Consider the following 17,159-nt stretch of genomic DNA (forward strand, 5'->3'; position numbering starts at 1 on the left):
AAGGTTACACCAAGCTTTGCCGTTAGCACTCGACGTAGGCGCGAAGCTTGCTCGCGCTCTGTGTTTTTAGTTCCTTATATCGCGTTGGCGATGGCGTTAGCAACCAAGGGGCGCAAACGCATCAGAGCGCGCAAGGTAACTTTAACCCTAATTAAACTCACCTCGGCCAGTTTGTGGATTTAACTTAAAAAAACCACAAATTATGGGGCTGTCTTCTAAACCGTCAATAAATACATAAGCTTCAGAAGTCATCGTTAATCACCTGAGTTTTATTGCTTTTACGCTGTCTTGCATTATAACCGCCCACATCTGCGGCTAGCTCGTTAATTTCATCCAGCAATGAGCCTTGCAATTGAAGAACAACAAGGGCTTCAAACAATATATCGCTTTTTACTACCTCTCCTTGTTCAAGCTTTTGTACCGTGGAGCGAGATACACCAATCATATTAGCGAACGTGCTCTGGGTATAAAGTAAAGTACGATGCTGACGAATTAAATCACCCAAGCGACGCGCCAACTTTAATGCTTGTTCTGATCTCATAAATGACTTCCTAATCGGTCATTAATAAACTAATGATTAGTTTAGCGGTATTTAACATGATTGCAATATTATTTAAATAGAGACGTAATGAGCTTCGAGGAGCGAACTTAAAGCGCCTAGTCCCTTTTGCATTACCTCTTCAGCGCAGCGCTTCATAACCTCTTTGTGAATAAATCACTTAAAACCATATATGCACAAAGAGAAGTGAATGAGGGTAAATGAGAAGACAGTAAGCTATGGGTAACGAGCCGCGAGCAACGGGCTATAAATTCAGACTAACCCCTAGCGCCTTTAACCTATTCCCACCGTAGGCGTTAAGCTTGCTGACGCTAAAAAAGCTAGGCTTTTACATTGCTTTACTTTCATGCAGTGATCGCTGAATCACTTGATAGCAAATAGCACGTTGCTGTTCTTGGCTTAAGCTAACTTGCCGCATTGATAGAATCGTTTTAACTAATTGTTTATGAGAAACAATAGGAAATTCTGGTCTTTGCTTTCGCTCTACAAACCAACCAGGAAAGCATAGAATTGGCAAAACTTGAGTATTGAAGCCCGTTGCCTCTTGCAGCCATCTATTCACCCAATTAGCCTGATTTTGGGCTTGCTCTAACGGCTTACTTTCAAACCAAGAGGGAAACGCTAAACGATTTTTCTCAAATTTAACTTTGTAATTTGTATCGTCTTTTATTCGTTTATGCCTGCCCTTTGTTTCAATAGCAAAAATACCATTTGGCCCTACCACTAGGTGATCAATATTAAACCCATCTGCTTGTATATCATGAAACACTTGGTATCCATGTGACTGTAACTCTATAAGCTCCGAGGCAACGGCAAGCTCCGCATCTCGTCCAAGTTTAAGCTTTATCAAAAGGTTTGATTTAACCCACAGCTTTCTTGCTACATAAACTAAACCCAAAGCAATTAAAATAACCAAAAAGTAATTTAACTCACCGCTGGCAAATACTTCAGCAATCCCTTTAATGGCAAAAGGCATTGTAACGATCAACGCAGATAAAAAGATAAGCCCTATTACATCAACAATCTTGTCATTTACTTGCTCACTAAGTGTTTGTGCAGCAACACGTTTAAGCTTTTTACGATCTACAGGTAGTTTGGCATTTTTTTGATGAAGCCATATTTTGAGAAACAAAACGCCTAATAAGGAATAAACACTACCTACAATAACTAAAAGGCTTAAACCTTGGTTTAATAAATCATCCATGATGGGTTCCTATAATCACAATGTTTACGTTATACCTTAAAAACAGGTACATGTCGCATTATTCAAACTCCGTACAATCTATTCAACAAATTTCACCTAAACACCTGTAGACGTAGAGCTTGCTCACGTTAGAAGCGTAGCTTCTCGTTACTTAATAAATTAACACCGTAAAAGCCCTGCTTTTAAAACGCCAACAAGTTGCGCGTCAACAGGTTATATCAAAGTGTTCTGTTAAAACTCGGCGTAAGCGCGAAGCTTGCTCGCGCTAAAAGCAGAGCTTTTGAAATAATACAAACAGTTCATAAATATCGCGTTGGCGATGGCAACCAAAGAGAAGTAACCGCCGACTTCTCTTTGGAATCTCTCGGCGCCCCGAGGATCAAACTATCTCCTCAATTTAAATTAATGATATGAACGTAAACGCGATGAAACACGTCCGTGTGTAAGCATCACTTAACGCGCATCCATGCGCTGCTATTACTCATCACTAATTCAATTTCGGGTGTGATCACGGGGGAGTGGCCTAAGCATCAGCCTTCAATTCAATAATGAGTTAATGCTTGTTTACAATGCACTTTTAAGTAAACTAACTGCACGCAAACAGGGAGTGGTTTTAATGCAGCAAATTGGTATTTACGAGCAGTTAATTACGCAAGTAATTGAGCAAAATTTAAATCGTGATCAATTTTATGTGGGCGAACGCCAACTAGAATCGGCAGAGGCCGCAACATGGCTTTCACGCTTTTTGGGCAAGCTTGTTGAGCATGCAATAAATGCCATTCCCAACTCGGGCGAGCGTTTGCAAGAGCAAATTAGCCTAGCTAATAGCCTTGTTCTTTGGCTTAAAGATCATATTCGTGATGACGAGCTAATTAACGAAAACCTTATCGACAGCCAAGGCAGAATACTCACCGCGTTGTTTAATACCCAAAACCCCATTGCTGCAAATCTTAAAGATTATTCAAGCGATATTTTTCCGCTAACAGGCCTTACCCAAAGCGAATTATTTAGCGGTGCAAATGCGGGGATATCACTCGAAACCGAGCTAAAGCGCGAGATTAAATCGTCCGACACTATTTACTGGCTTGTCTCATTTATAAAATGGACGGGGCTGCGCATTTTTAAAAATGAGCTTGAAGCCTTTACCAAAAGCGGTAATAAACTCAAAGTAATTACTACTTCGTACATGGGTGCAACGGATGCTAAAGCCGTTGAGTTTTTAGCAAATCTACCAAACACCGAGGTAAAGCTAAGTTACAACAATCAGCAAGAACGCCTACACGCTAAATCTTACTTATTTATGCGTAACACGGGTTTTCATACTGGGTATATTGGTTCGTCTAATTTATCGCATTCAGCGCTTACCAGCGGCCTAGAGTGGAACTTAAAAATTACAGCGCAAGAAATCCCACACATAATAGCCAAAACCAAAAGCACGTTTGAAACCTACTGGCAATCGCCAGATTTCGAGCTATTTACAGGCAAAGCTGAATGTAAAGAAAAGCTAATAAATTCTCTTAATGAGCAACGCGGTGTTGGGCAATCAAGCAGCCAGTTTTATTTTGATATAACACCAAAAACACACCAGCTAGCTATTTTAGAAAAACTAAGCGTTGAACGTAGCGTGCATAATCGCTTTAAAAACCTAGTGGTAGCCGCAACAGGCACGGGTAAAACCATTATATCGGCGTTCGACTTTAAAACTGTTTACGATAAAAACCCAAACGCACACTTTTTGTTTGTAGCCCACCGAGAAGAAATACTAAAACAAGCGCAAAGCGCTTACCGTGGCGTGCTTAAAAATAACGACTTTGGTGAGCTGTGGGTAGGTAACTACAAACCGCAGCGCTACAACCAGTTATTTGCATCAATACAAACATTAAACATCCAAATTGGATCGCTTAATTTAACGCATGATTACTACGACTACATAGTAATAGACGAAGTACACCACGTAAGCGCAGCGAGTTATCGCGCTATATTAAATCACTTTGCGCCCACTATATTACTTGGCTTAACCGCTACACCAGAGCGACAAGATGGTGCCAATATACTCGATGACTTTTGCGGTGTAATAGCCGCCGAAATTCGCTTGCCACAGGCAATCAATCAACGCCATTTATGCCCATTTCAATACTTTGGATTGGATGACGACACCGACTTAAGCCAAATAACATGGCGCGGCGGCCGTTACGATATAACCGAGCTAAGTAACCTTTATACAGGGGAAAACAACCGCGCTAACAAAATTATATCCAGTCTTGCTGATATAGTGACTAATGTTCACAATATTAAAGCGTTGGCATTTTGCGTAAGCCAAAAACACGCGGAGTTTATGGCCTCTAAATTTAACTTAGCAGGCATAAACGCCGATGTACTGACCAGCAAAAATACCAGTGAGCGCGCGGCTAAACAGCAAGCACTACGCCAAGGCGAAATACAAATACTTTGCGTGGTTGATATTTTTAACGAAGGGGTCGATATTCCAGAGGTCGATACTCTGTTATTTTTACGCCCAACTGAAAGCCTAACGCTGTTTTTGCAGCAACTTGGCCGTGGCCTGCGCCTACCTGAAAACAGCCATAAGCAATGCTGTACGGTGCTCGACTTTGTAGGTAATGCTCGCCCAGAATATGACTTTGCCAGTAAATTTCGCGCGCTAATTGGTAAAAGTAACCAACCAATAAAAACCGAGATTGAAAACAACTTCCCGCACTTACCACTGGGTTGCCGCATAGAGCTACAAAAGCGCACACAACAAACAATATTAAAAAATATTCAGCAAGCCATAAACTCTAAACGCCGTTTACAGCAGCTGATAAATAGCTATTCGCAACATACTAATGACACGCTAACGCTCAGTAATTTTTTACGCATAAACCCACAAGTCACACTAGAAGATATATACAAACCCAAAGCCGGTAGGCTCGGCGGCTGGCACTGGTTAAAAGGCGATGAAATACCCGCAAAACAAGCCGATATTTACGCCGCGTATTACCGTGCTATAAACACTCAATTACTCGTCTGCGACTCGCTCAGTTATTTATGCTTTTTACGTGACTTATGTAAAAACGACTTTAGCTTTACCCTAACACCACAAAACCAACTGTACGCGCTTATGGCGCATTACAACTTTTGGGATAGCACAGGCACAAGTTTAGGTTTTAAAACGCTTGAGCAAAGCTTACAAGGCCTTAAACATAAAGCGCTACAACACGAACTTGCCCAAGTAATCGCGCTTTTAATAAACCGCATTCACCAACAAGAAAGCGATTTAGCCTGCCTACCAAACCACGCAATAAAATTACACAGCCGCTACACACGCCAACAAATACTCGCAGCATTTGGCGCACACACGTTTGAGCAACAGTCATCTGCTCGTGAGGGTGTTCTTGTATTCAATGATCAAAACCTAGAGCTGTTATTTGTAACACTCAACAAGTGCGAAAAAACCTACTCGCCCACTACGCTATATCACGACTACGCAATCAGCCCTACTCTGTTTCATTGGCAAACGCAAAATAGCGCCCGCCCAGAACACGGCCGCGGCCTAAGTTATATTGAGCATCAACAAACAGGCAAAACTATCCTGTTATTTGTGCGCGAACAAGGCAAAGATGAAAACGGCCGAACCATGGGATTTGTAAACTACGGCGAGGTTAAATACCAAAGCCATAATGGCAGCCAGCCGATGAATATAACGTGGGAGTTAACCAGCCCCATGCCAAGTGAAATGTGGCATGAGGCATGAGGCAGGGAAGTTAGCGGTTGGGTGACAAGCTAAAACTTTGATTAAAGCTAATTTCAAATATTTATTTTAAGGAATAACAAATGAAAAATTTCCGTGGCCTTGCTATTGCCGCCTTTGTAATAATGATATCTGTATTATGTAGTATAATTGCTCAATTCGGCTTCTCACCAGATTCACCGATTGAGCAATGGGGAGCTTTTGGTGATTTTATGGGAGGAACATTAAATCCCATTTTTGCCTTTCTATCATTTATTTGTTTATTAATGACAATTGTCTTACAAAATACAGAACTAAAAGAAACAAGAAAAGAGTTTACACGTGTAGCAAATGCTAATGAGCAGCAACTTTCACTTATTTCCAACCAACAACAAAAAGATGATACTTATAAAGTAATTCAAAAAGTTACTGAACGTCTTAACAAAAACTACAATGAAAATAGATTCAAAGAAAAAACTCTTTCTTTACATAAAATTATCTTGGGTGGTGCAGATTATAATAAAAACCTCGATTTCAAATTTCTATATGAAGCATGCAGTGACACTAGTAGTGACGATTATAAAATCATTAAATACATTGAAAAAGATCTTTTCTTATTAAAAGATCTTCTTGAGAATTATGACAAGTTAACTAACTTAGAAACAGGGAAACCCAACCCATTAGTTAACTTTTATCGAAATGAGTATAGCGAATTGGTTAAAGCATTAGGCTCAAATGGACTTATTAGCCATAATTTATTGTACAACAGCTTCTATAATTAATTTAATAATCAGCATCATCAATAAAACCTACCGGCAAACCATTTAATCGTTCTGAGTTGTAGTGGGCAACGATAAAACCTTTTAAGTCATTTACAATATGCTCAGGGACATCATTATCAACTAAGATAAATTGACAAGTTTTATTATTAATTTCATACTTTTCGGCCAATCCAATTATGAAATCATATATATTTTTATATTTAGCTGGATCTGATACGGCTTCACTTCGATCAGCATCAAGATTACTTACTTCTTTATATTTTTGCTCTTTAGTTTTACCTAAATACTTACCAACAGTATCAATCATTAAAAATGATGGGTAATTGATCTTATTATTTAAAGCTTCTTCCATCAATGAACACATATAACCAATTCCTACTATGGTTCTTAAACCACCAGATGTAATATCAGAATATTCTATATCTCGGACTCTTGGATAAAAAGTTTTTTTGTCAAAGCTCACTCCTTTAGGTGACTTTATGCGAATAAAGCGAAGATAAGACTGCAAGCTATCAGCTAAACTTTCTAGAATTTCTGTCATTGTTGGTGTACTTTTACGTAGTTCCTCTAGTTGTTCTTGTAAACTTATAATACTTTTTTCAATAGACTCTTTCGATATTGATAAATTATTATGCTTATTTCTTACCTTTAATCTTGAAACGAGCTCTTTGCGGCGCTGATTTAATTCTCCAAGTGTTGAAACAAATATATCTCTTTCAGCAATTTTGGGGGTAACTGCCGTGTTTTTTTCTTGAAGTATGTACGCTTCTTTCTCAGCAGCTTCTATCTCTTTTAATTTTAATTGACAGTTTTCCCAATCAAACTTTGCTTTGTTTGCAATACTTTCCGTTTCTTTAGCTCTTCTTTTGAGAAGATTTATTTCACTATATATTTTCTCATTAGCAATTATTTCAAAATTTTCTCTAGCAACGGTAACTTCAAAAGTATTATCGCAAACAGGACATAATTCAATCTCTTGCTCAACCTCACCAATAATCTTTTTCGCTGAAACAGACGCTTTATATTTACTAATATCATTTAAATAATCATTTTTTAGTCGGGTAAACCGTTCGATCTTTAATTGGTGTTCCTGCATATCTGCATTAATAACTCTACGTTCCATTGCTAAATTTGCCAATTCAGTTCTTAAGGCTTGATATATTTCAGGATCTTCTGCTTGTGTTTCATTCAATTTAGCTATTTCTTTACTAATATTCAGTATTTCGGCATCTACAGCGTCTATTTCATCATCTAGTGTCGTAAGCGTGCCAAATTCTGCATCTCGTAAAAATTCAGAAACAGTTTTGAATGTTTTATCTAGCTTATTTTTTTGATTAGTTTTCTCAGAAATAAGCCCTTCTAAATTACTAATGTTACTGTCTAAGGCGTTAAAAATGTATTTAAATACTTCTTTATTTTTTGTTTGTACAGCCCAATTATCAGACTTGAGAAACTTTTCACTACCTAAAACATCTTGGTTGATATAACTATACTTAAAAAGATCTCTAAAGCTCATTCTAACTTGTTTGGAGTCATCTTTAGTTGGTGCTTCTTTAAGTTTTACCCTACTAAAATTCAAGGCGTCTAACAAAAAGTCTGAGTAAAATCCCGCCTCAGGATATTCTGTATTCGGACTGAAATTTGGTAAGTAGTTTGTAGCTGCATATTCACCTATTTTATCATACGCACAAGGATATACTTCAACCACTCGATTTGGATTAAAAAGATCACGTTTGATTGTATACCTATCTTCATTAAGTGTTACATCTAACGCTGCGTACCTTCCTGCTAACTCAATTTCAGGATAAGATTTAAACTTTTTTCCACCTAATAAGTAATCAATTATATTAAGTATGCTTGATTTTCCTGTCGCTGAATCCCCGTAAATTATATTCACACCAGGGTTGAAATTAACTTGATAATTTTTATTCCTACCAACGACTATAACCTGATTAATTAAAATATTACTTGCCATTAAAATGCGTCCATTCTCATTATTTGCCCTAGTATATTGTTTAAACTGCTTTGACTTAAGCTCAATGTTTGTTTTAGTTTGTTGCAGTTAAGTGCTACTTCTTTGAAGTAGTTTTCAGTAAATAAATCTGAAAGCTCATAACCCTTAGCTGTTAACTGATAGAAAAAACCATCATTTTTTTTATACTCTACTTTTACTAAACTTTGAGCCGTAAGAATTGTTAATAATGATTTCAACCCTTCTCTATCAAACAATGGATCTAAATTTGCAGAAATAGAAGCTATAGAATATGAATTTCGTTCACTAAGTAGCACCTTTGCTTTGCCCAATATTTCCATCACTTTATTAAGCTTTACAGGGTTTTTTACCAAGAAATAATAAATATGTAGACGTTCATTATTTAACTTCAAAGTTTGTCGTTTTGTGTGACTTAAAGTTCTAACTATGATAATCAAAATTGCAAGATTTAGATTTAAGTCATTTTCTGGATTTATAAAGGGTAATTTCATTATTAATTACCTGTTTTAGGATTTAAACTCTGTTCTTTACACCACCAAATATCAAGCTCTTGATTATTAGCCATCTGATGTAACATGCCTTTTTTATGATACAATCTTAATGCTGGTATAAAGCTTTTCAGTAGTGTCGAGTCTTGAGCAGATATCCTGCTATGTACCTCTGATAAGAGTTGACCTGAATTCATATTCCCATCAGCCAGATACATATCATAACAATCTTTATAGAGTTCACGTATATTCTCTATCATCTCTGTGAGATACTTTTGATCGTATTTTGAACTAAGTAACTTACGCATATATTCAGCATTAAAGAATAACTCTTTCGCATTATCTCTAGAGTGTTTTGCAATATCCGCGACAAGCATTTTAAGTACAAAAATCTCTTCTTCATATTGAGTGCAATCTGATAACGACTGACGACCAACTTCATATAGCTTAGTATGTGTATGCTCTTCAATTATAAAATTTTTTACAATATTGCAAACAACCGAAGTTGAATTCTCTGGTTTAGAAATAGAGTTATGGTCATCAGGTACCGACACCACATCTTTTTCAATTTTATCAACTGCAACTGCACTATGCTTTGTCACTACCTCGTCGTAAGTACCATACAAGTATTTAGTAGTAGGTTTTTCATCTAAATTAACCCAATTTTGGTTCAAATCATTAATAAATTGCTGAACTGGATTTAAGTTCTGTATTTGAAGGTTACTACTTATTAATTTGCCATACACAGCCAGCTCAGACCCCTGATGAGGTACAGCTAAAGAAACAAATAACCTAACACAAGTAGTACCACTTTTAGAGATATCGTTATTGATTAAGTTTTTTGTAATTAATCCTCCCATGCTATGAGCCACAATATAGATGTTGTCATATTGTTTTAACGTAAAACGTATATGAGTTGATAAGTTATTAGACAACTCATCGATGTCCAAGTTTTTTTCCTTTTTATGTGTGACTCTTCTTATTATGGCTTTTAAACGACGGAGCTTTACTTTCGCGTCAGCGAAAAGGTTTAGCAGTGTTGTAAAGTAACTATATGAGGCAATATCAAAATTTTCTTTGATATAATCATCTTCTAATAAAAGAGAAGCAAAAGATTTACCGTTGGCATTCACCCATGTTGTTTCTGAATCACCAGTAAAGCCATGAATAAACAAAATTAAATTCTTACATGACTCTTTTGATTCATAAAATGTGAAGTTTTCATCCTGCATAAATTTTTCCTTTAGACATTTGTCATTACCATCCTTAAATAAGTAGCTAATGTTGCTTTGAATAGTAACAATCTAGCCATTGAAAAATTAAAATCATAAAAAGTATGGAATATATTACTGCCTATATTCATAACCTTTAATCTACCATCACACGCCAATCCCCCGTGATCACACCTGAAACGATCGTAATGATGAGTAATTTACAGCATGGATGCTGTACAAAGCGTAGCTTGGCCATGGATGGCCTATCTACGCTGCTTACGTTCACATCATTAACGTAAGTTGAAGATACAGTGTGATCCTCGGGCGCGCCGTGGGATTCCAAAGGGTGGACGGCGGTATGCACCCTTTGGTTGTCGCCAGCAATCTGGCATAAACCTCGAATAGAGGTTATTAAATCCCTTTTCCCAAAATCATGTAAAAATCACGACTCAAGCCTGTTTCTACACTTTCAAAGCGCGAGGTAAGCTCACGCCTACGGCACGTCCTACAAATTTAAAAGCTGCGCTTTTCGCGCGAGCAAGCTCTGCGCCTATAAGTAATAGCGCGATATAAAATCGCGACTACACAACCACTTGTTTAAAGCGTGCGAACGTTCGCATGCTTTCATCAGCAATCATTACTTCGTAATCAGGGTTTTGAGCGATTAGCTCATATTGCCCGTTTGGTAATTTATTAACTTTGCGCAGTAAATACTGCCCGTCTCCGCTTATATCATCTCGCTCTATAGCGACAATTTGGCCGCGAAGTGATCCGGCTCTATCGGAAGTTATAAGCTCAAGTAACAATAAGTCGCCATCAAGTATTGGGTGTTTACCGCCATTCATAGAGTTACCCGAAGCACGTGCTAAAAAGTGTACGTTTGGGTCAAGCTTGCCCGCGCCAAGTGGCGCGTCTAAATATTCAACATCGCTGCTATCGCCAGTTTTAAAATGCCCACAGGCAACTTTAATATTAGGGAAGTACGGTAGCTTTAATGCTTCATCAACTGATTTTAAACTAATGGCAGGTTCAGCAACTTGATTTAGCTCAGGCTGTGGTGCATTTGGAAACGTAAACAATTCTGCAGTTGGTTTTGCTTGTTCGAAATAGTCTTTATTGGCAATCCATAATTTAGCGCTGTTTGCTTGCGCTACTTGGTAAGCCCAATTGCTTACAGCGAGAGATTTATCGGCATCGCAATGAAAATAGGCACTTAGCTCATTACTAATAGTTTGGCTATTAACGACCAAATTTTGGTTTTGCCAGCGTTCACGGTGCTGCTGTGCGGCTAAAAAGTCGCGTTTGTTGTTATTACATTTGCGGTGCGCGGCCACAAAATTATGGCCAAGATCGTTTGCATAGCGGGCAAACGGTATAAAGTGATCAACCTCAACATCGTTTTTCATTGGCTTTTGGCAATAAAAACAGGTGTTTGATTGCAGCTCTACTAAAACAGGCTTTGCCTTGGTAAGTGCATTACGGTCTACCCCAAATAAAAACTCTTGCAGCTGACTTTGCGGGCCAATAAGGGCTTGGTTGTGCTTTATACTTTGAATTTTTTGAAGCCATGCATTTTTAGCCAAGTATACAACTAGGTCATAAAAGCGCCTAAAGCAGCTAGCTATACCTGCATTTAACGTAATAAATTGAGTGCTGTTTGTATGTGGGTATAAAAAGCATTCTTCTTGTTTGGCGAGAATTTGTAAGCGCCAAAGCGGCCCTGATTTTAGTGTTGCCATAGCAGCATTAAACGTGGGCTTATAAAACGGGCTTTGCTTAAGCTGGCGAAAGTTACGTATATTGTTTTGCTGGCATTCAAACAATACGCTAATTACTTTTGATTGCGCGCCTGTATTTTGCTTAAGTAAGGCGCTTTCGCCGGTGTGCTCTGACGAAAACGGCATTGCATGATGCCAGTATAAGGTAATGAGTTTATCGGCAAGGGTTGGTAGCTCTATTACTAATTCACTTTGCTCAGATAACAGCGGTTGCTCTACGCATACATCGGCAATAGCGTGTAAAAGTGCAAACTTGTAGGTAGCGCTAAAATCGCCCTCAACCAGCATGCGTTGTATGTACGCTATAAAGTCGAGCTGTTGCTGCATTGCGCTAATCATAAAATGGGAGCAGCCTTTATTATGGCATTTAGCCATACTTCGCTTTCGCGCCCTGGACGCTGATCAACACTTTGCCAGTGCTTAATTATTCTTAATTGCGTGTGTTGATTTAGCAAATTACTTAATAACTGCTCGGTTAAATCGGTGAACTCACGGCCATTATGTACACGCTCTTGCGTGCCATATTTAAACGATACATATAAAACGCCATTGGGTTTGAGTGCATTTTGCAGGTTTAAAAATACTTGAGGAAGCTCGGCCTTTGGCACATGTAACAAACTAGCGCAGCACCAAATGCCATCGTATTTATTAACACACTCAAGCTCATGAAAGGTTTTAACCTCGACCAGTTGTTGTAAGTAACTGCTTGCAAGCGCAGCAAGCGCTGGGCTTGCATCAAAAGCCGACACATTAAAACCTTGGCCTTTAAAATAGGCAGCATCGCGAGCTGAGCCACAACCTGCATCTAGCACATGGCCATTTTGGACAACATAAGGTAAAAACTCACGGTAAAGCGCCGACATATCAACATTAATCGTTGAGTCGCTAAAGGTTTGTGCATGTTGGTTATAATAATTTAGTGTGGTATTGGGCACTGCTTATACCGCTCCTTGGCTTTTGCGAGTTTGCAACGTTAATGCTGCATTCATACTTGTTTAATCTACAGGAACAAGCCGATAAATTAAAGAACTTATAAGTAGGTTTTTTTAGCTTAATACGCTGTTTGTATTGAATTTAGCAATAATTATCTCCTTAAAGCCTTAACCCTCTCCTTTTTAGATACATTTTTTTACAACTTTAATGATTCCTTCACCATTATATTATTTTGCTAGGTTATACTGTTTTAATAACGTACAAAAAAAGCTTACCTCAGAGTCTTAATGAATAAATTAATAACCTTATTATTGTGTGTGTTGTTTAGTACCTCTTGGGGTGTGTTTGCCTGCGAAAGAACGCTTAGCGTTGGCGCACATGATGCTTTTTGGCCGCCGTATGTAATGGGCATTAGCGGCCAGTTACAGGGTAAAGAGGTGGATGCGTTAACTATTATTTTTAAAGACTCGCCTTTTTGTTTTGAAATAAAAATGCTGCCTAATTCTAAACGGGCTTTTACCGAGCTGCGCCATGGCCGAATAGACATAGGCTGGGCGGCAAGTTACACCAGTGAGCGCGCTAAATATGCTCATTTTACAAAGGCCTACCGCACCGAGGTAATGCGTTTATACGAAAACAAAAACAATCAACACAAGGTTAAAAACTTAGCTGATATTTTTAACCAAGGTTTAACCATAGGCGCTAACTTTGGTAGTTATTATGGCGAAGAGTTTGAGCAGTATAAAAAAAGCCATAAAAAACAAATAGAATACACCAGCGCAACCAGTAAGCGCTTTGAAATGCTTAATAAACAGCGTATAGATTACGCAATAGAAGACGAGCTAGTAGGCAATTATTTAAGTAAGCGTGGTAACAGCTTAATGAAAGCGCCTACCGTACCCGCTATTAATAAAGACCAAATACACTTAATGCTGAGCAAAAGAACAGTAACGCCCGATGAGGTTAAAATTATTAACGCGCATATAACTAAAAATAAAGCAGCACTTAAGGCGCTGTTTGAATGAATGTTTTGAGCTGTACGCGTGTGTTTTTATTGATGTGGGTAACGTGTTTGGGGTTATTTAGCGCTAAAGCCCAAGCATGCGATAAAACAATTAATGTAGGCACTAACGAGCGCTACTGGCCGCCGTATGTGGTACTAAAAAACAATACGTTAACGGGGGTTGAAATAGATATAATTAAAACCATTTTTAAAGACTCCCCTTTTTGTATAAATTTTACGTTGTTACCTAACTCCTTACGCGCCTTAGAAGAGCTAAAACACGGCCGTGTAGATTTAATGTTTGCAGCAAGTAAAACCCGTGAGCGCCAAGCTTATGCCCACTTTAGTTTGCCTTATCGCGAAGAAGTAATGTTGTTGTATAAACATGCTGGCTCGGCAAATATTAGTTCATTAGAGCAGTTATTTAAAAAAGGCTTAACAGCCGGCGTTAATCGCGGCAGCTTTTTAGGGCACACGTTTAAAACGTTAAGCGATAAATATAACAAGCAAATAGTACTTACCAGCGATGCCGATAAACGCTTTGCTTTATTAAATAAAAAGCGGGTAGATTTTGTAGTAGACGATTCGTTAGTGGCGCACCATTTTGCTAATAAATACACGGCTATTTTACCCGTTGAGCAAGTAGCGCCTATTAACGTAAATAATGTGCATTTTATGATGAGCAAAAAAACGATTTCTTTAGAAGAAGTTAACACTATTAATGCGCATATTGTAAAAAATAAAGCGGCGCTTAAGGCGTTATTTAAGTAATAATACCAACCCACATTAATACTTAATCATTTTCAGGGGCTAAATGTGTCGCTATCTGCGTTAAAAAATTCTCATTTAGAACAACTAAATAGCGAATTTTTTGCCTTGCTATCAACACGTTTATCCATCCTCAAAATAGATCACTTAATTATGCGGATTGGTATAAAAGGACGTTTTATGAAGATGTTTCTGTTAGCGTTTATATTTTTGGTTGCGCAATTTAATGTGCTGGCATGCACTAAAACGTTAAAAATGGGCACCAACGAAACCAACTGGGCGCCCTATTTAATTAAACAAGGCAATGCCTTTGTAGGCGCAGAGGTAGATACGGTTAACGCTGTTTTTAACGATTCGCCTTTTTGTATTGAGTGGGTTTATTTTCCGAGCTTATCGCGGGTTCAGCAAGAGCTAAAAACAGGCCATATTGATATTACCTTTGCGGCAAGTTATACAAAAGAGCGCGCCGAATACTCTTATTTTACTGATGTATATCGCGATGAAGTTATGCTGCTTTATAAGCATGAAAACGCCAAAGATGTAATTAATTTGGCGGCGCTTTTTGAACGTGGCTTTATTGTTGGCGTTAACAGAGGCAGCTTTTTTGGCGCTGAGTTTGAAAAAATAAGAAAACACTACCCCAACCAAATAGTACTTACCGCGGATGCAAATACGCGCTTTGGTATGCTTAACAAAAAGCGAGTTGACTACGTGATTGACGACTCTGTTGTCGCAAAATATTTTGCTAAGCGCTACAACACTATTTTGCCGGTAAAAACGGCGCCAGCTATTAATGTTAATGGCGTACATTTTATGATGAGTAAACAGTCGGTCACGCTTGACGAAGTAGCTGTAATTAATCGCCTTATTAAAAATAATAAAGCGGCCATAGAGCGCATTTATAAACCCTATTAACCCTCGGTTTTACACTTATATAGATTCATAGCACAGCGTGCTGCCATTTTAGGTATGTATCTTTTACCTTTCATTACCATGGGGGGATCTGTATAATTCGCCAGCTAATTTACCCTATTGCTTGGTCTTGTTTGTGGCGTTTTGCTGCAGTTGGCCCCTGTCAGTACTCATTCTAGGACTAACTTTTTGATCTCCACCGCAAATATTACGATGCAGTTTGGCGCAGAGCCGTTGTTTGAAAACATTTCAGCTAAATTTGGTAACGGTAACCGTTACGGTTTAATTGGCGCTAACGGCTGTGGTAAGTCGACCTTCATGAAAATTTTAAGCGGTGCGCTTGTGCCAAGTGCGGGTAATGTGTCGATTACACCGGGGCTTAAAGTAGGTAACCTAAGCCAAGACCAATTTGCGTTTGAACAATACAGCGTTGTAGATGCCGTAATTATGGGCGACGTAGAGCTTTGGAAAGTAAAGCAAGAGCGCGACCGTATTTACTCATTACCCGAAATGAGCGAAGAAGACGGCATGAAAGTGGCCGACCTTGAAAGCGTTTTTGCCGAAATGGACGGTTACACAGCCGAAAGCCGCGCTGAAGAAATACTATTAGAAGCGGGTATAGATAAAGAGTTTCATTATGGGTTAATGGCAAACGTTGCCCCAGGTTGGAAATTACGTGTGCTTTTAGCGCAGGCGCTGTTTGCAAACCCTGACATACTGCTACTTGATGAGCCAACCAATAACTTGGATATTCATACCATTACGTGGCTTGCTAATGAGCTTAATAAACGTAAATGCACCATGATTATTATTTCCCATGACCGCCACTTTTTAAACTCGGTATGTACTCACATGGCCGACATTGATTACGGCGAGCTGCGTATTTACCCAGGTAACTACGAAAAGTTTTTAGAAGCCGCAGGCTTACAGCGCGAGCAATTATTAGCCGAAAACGCTAAAAAAAGCGCTGAGATTGACGAGCTTCAAGACTTTGTTAACCGTTTTGGTGCTAACGCCTCTAAAGCTAAACAAGCCAGTTCGCGTGCTAAAAAAATGGATAAAATTAAGCTTGATGAAGTAAAAGCGTCAAGCCGTATGAGCCCATCATTAAGTTTTGACGAAGGCAAAAAAATGTACCGCCAAGCGCTTGAAGTTAATAAACTTGGCCACGGTTTTGATGGCGAAACATTATTTAGCGGCGGCGACTTTTTACTAGAAGCAGGCGCTAAGCTTGCGGTTATTGGCGAAAACGGTGTGGGTAAAACCACCTTTTTACGCTGTTTAGTAGACGAGCTTAAAAGTAATGAAGGCGAAATTAAGTGGTCAGAAAACGCAAGCTTTGGCTACTGCCCGCAAGACAGCACAAAAGATTTTGATAACGATTTAACGTTATTTGATTGGATGTCGCAATGGCGTACAGCCAAGCATAACGATTTAATGGTACGCGGCATGTTAGGGCGTTTGTTGTTTACCGCTGACGATTCAAACAAAAAAGCGCGTAACTGTTCAGGTGGTGAAAAAAACCGTTTGTTGTTTGGTAAGTTAATGATGCAAGACGTAAACGTACTTGTAATGGACGAGCCAACCAACCACATGGATATGGAAGCCATTGAAGCGCTAAACAATGCGCTTAAAGACTTTGCGGGCACGCTTATTTTTGTAAGCCACGACCGCGAGTTTGTATCGTCTTTAGCAACACGTATTATTGATATTAAAGACAAGCAGGTCATTGATTTTCAAGGTACGTTTGACGAATACCTAGCAAGCATAGAAGAGAAAAAAATCGCTTAAGTTGTAG

13 protein-coding genes are annotated in these 17,159 nt (G+C 38.7%); 6 read left to right on the plus strand and 7 right to left on the minus strand.

All coding sequences use genetic code 11. From position 1 onward, the window contains the following. Nucleotides 1–241: 241 nt before the first annotated feature. Both SJY38_RS18570 and SJY38_RS18575 read right to left on the minus strand, forming a co-directional pair. Entirely contained in the window at nt 242–541 is a 300-nt protein-coding gene (locus tag SJY38_RS18570; RefSeq protein ID WP_138563925.1) for a helix-turn-helix transcriptional regulator, read from the minus strand. A 346-nt stretch (nt 542–887) separates the two neighbouring features. Further along, nucleotides 888–1,763 (minus strand): nuclease-related domain-containing protein, encoded by an 876-nt coding sequence (locus SJY38_RS18575; protein WP_289076361.1) that lies wholly within the window; start codon nt 1,761–1,763, stop codon nt 888–890. A gap of 616 nt (nt 1,764–2,379) precedes the next feature. On the opposite strand from SJY38_RS18575, the gene SJY38_RS18580 reads away from it, so the two are divergent. Both SJY38_RS18580 and SJY38_RS18585 read left to right on the plus strand, forming a co-directional pair. Further along, entirely contained in the window at nt 2,380–5,514 is a 3,135-nt protein-coding gene (locus tag SJY38_RS18580) for a DUF3427 domain-containing protein (RefSeq protein ID WP_377110542.1), read from the plus strand. Between the two features lie 80 nt (nt 5,515–5,594). Then, nucleotides 5,595–6,272 carry a hypothetical protein gene (locus SJY38_RS18585; protein ID WP_377110544.1) on the plus strand — a complete coding sequence of 226 codons (678 nt, stop codon included), beginning with the start codon at nt 5,595–5,597 and terminating at the stop codon, nt 6,270–6,272. 1 nt (nt 6,273) lies between these two features. Here the strand turns inward: SJY38_RS18585 and SJY38_RS18590 are convergent, their stop codons facing one another. From SJY38_RS18590 to SJY38_RS18610, 5 genes are all read right to left on the minus strand, one after another. Beyond that, entirely contained in the window at nt 6,274–8,247 is a 1,974-nt protein-coding gene (locus SJY38_RS18590) for a hypothetical protein (protein WP_377110546.1), read from the minus strand. Beyond that, nucleotides 8,247–8,756, minus strand: a complete 510-nt coding sequence (locus SJY38_RS18595) for an ABC-three component system middle component 4 (RefSeq protein WP_149592743.1) — start codon at nt 8,754–8,756, stop codon at nt 8,247–8,249. Before SJY38_RS18595 ends, SJY38_RS18590 begins: the two co-directional genes overlap by 1 nt. Nucleotides 8,757–8,758: 2 nt before the next feature. Next, a complete protein-coding gene (locus tag SJY38_RS18600) occupies nt 8,759–9,985 on the minus strand; it encodes an ABC-three component system protein (RefSeq protein WP_377110548.1) in 1,227 nt (408 codons plus the stop codon). 563 nt (nt 9,986–10,548) lie between these two features. Beyond that, the gene (locus SJY38_RS18605; RefSeq protein ID WP_377110550.1) at nt 10,549–12,084 is read right to left on the minus strand and encodes a S24 family peptidase; all 1,536 of its coding nucleotides are present in this window, start codon (nt 12,082–12,084) and stop codon (nt 10,549–10,551) included. Then, entirely contained in the window at nt 12,081–12,680 is a 600-nt protein-coding gene (locus tag SJY38_RS18610; protein WP_377110552.1) for a class I SAM-dependent methyltransferase, read from the minus strand. The genes SJY38_RS18605 and SJY38_RS18610 overlap by 4 nt, the downstream gene beginning before the upstream one ends. Nucleotides 12,681–12,965: 285 nt before the next feature. On the opposite strand from SJY38_RS18610, the gene SJY38_RS18615 reads away from it, so the two are divergent. The 4 genes from SJY38_RS18615 to SJY38_RS18630 all read left to right on the plus strand — a co-directional run bounded on the left by SJY38_RS18615 (nt 12,966) and on the right by SJY38_RS18630 (nt 17,152). Continuing rightward, the gene (locus tag SJY38_RS18615) at nt 12,966–13,703 is read left to right on the plus strand and encodes an ABC transporter substrate-binding protein (RefSeq protein WP_024032982.1); all 738 of its coding nucleotides are present in this window, start codon (nt 12,966–12,968) and stop codon (nt 13,701–13,703) included. Further along, nucleotides 13,700–14,452, plus strand: coding sequence for an ABC transporter substrate-binding protein (locus SJY38_RS18620; protein ID WP_273609873.1), 753 nt, complete (start codon nt 13,700–13,702; stop codon nt 14,450–14,452). Before SJY38_RS18615 ends, SJY38_RS18620 begins: the two co-directional genes overlap by 4 nt. Nucleotides 14,453–14,629: 177 nt before the next feature. Continuing rightward, nucleotides 14,630–15,364, plus strand: coding sequence for an ABC transporter substrate-binding protein (locus SJY38_RS18625; protein ID WP_096043021.1), 735 nt, complete (start codon nt 14,630–14,632; stop codon nt 15,362–15,364). A gap of 186 nt (nt 15,365–15,550) precedes the next feature. Then, nucleotides 15,551–17,152 carry an ABC-F family ATPase gene (locus tag SJY38_RS18630; protein WP_377110554.1) on the plus strand — a complete coding sequence of 534 codons (1,602 nt, stop codon included), beginning with the start codon at nt 15,551–15,553 and terminating at the stop codon, nt 17,150–17,152. Nucleotides 17,153–17,159 lie beyond the last annotated feature (7 nt).

It is taken from the genome of Pseudoalteromonas sp. R86517, from assembly GCF_042466295.1.
Lineage (GTDB): Bacteria > Pseudomonadota > Gammaproteobacteria > Enterobacterales > Alteromonadaceae > Pseudoalteromonas > Pseudoalteromonas atlantica.

Bases quoted from the DNA above. Each gene is read 5' to 3' on its own strand.
- SJY38_RS18605 (WP_377110550.1), bottom strand. From the start codon at position 12,084: ATGATTAGCGCAATGCAGCAACAGCTCGACTTTATAGCGTACATACAA.
- SJY38_RS18590 (WP_377110546.1), bottom strand. From the start codon at position 8,247: ATGGCAAGTAATATTTTAATTAATCAGGTTATAGTCGTTGGTAGGAAT.
- SJY38_RS18585 (WP_377110544.1), top strand. From the start codon at position 5,595: ATGAAAAATTTCCGTGGCCTTGCTATTGCCGCCTTTGTAATAATGATA.
- SJY38_RS18615 (WP_024032982.1), top strand. From the start codon at position 12,966: ATGAATAAATTAATAACCTTATTATTGTGTGTGTTGTTTAGTACCTCT.
- SJY38_RS18570 (WP_138563925.1), bottom strand. From the start codon at position 541: ATGAGATCAGAACAAGCATTAAAGTTGGCGCGTCGCTTGGGTGATTTA.
- SJY38_RS18580 (WP_377110542.1), top strand. From the start codon at position 2,380: ATGCAGCAAATTGGTATTTACGAGCAGTTAATTACGCAAGTAATTGAG.
- SJY38_RS18595 (WP_149592743.1), bottom strand. From the start codon at position 8,756: ATGAAATTACCCTTTATAAATCCAGAAAATGACTTAAATCTAAATCTT.
- SJY38_RS18600 (WP_377110548.1), bottom strand. From the start codon at position 9,985: ATGCAGGATGAAAACTTCACATTTTATGAATCAAAAGAGTCATGTAAG.
- SJY38_RS18575 (WP_289076361.1), bottom strand. From the start codon at position 1,763: ATGGATGATTTATTAAACCAAGGTTTAAGCCTTTTAGTTATTGTAGGT.
- SJY38_RS18620 (WP_273609873.1), top strand. From the start codon at position 13,700: ATGAATGTTTTGAGCTGTACGCGTGTGTTTTTATTGATGTGGGTAACG.
- SJY38_RS18625 (WP_096043021.1), top strand. From the start codon at position 14,630: ATGAAGATGTTTCTGTTAGCGTTTATATTTTTGGTTGCGCAATTTAAT.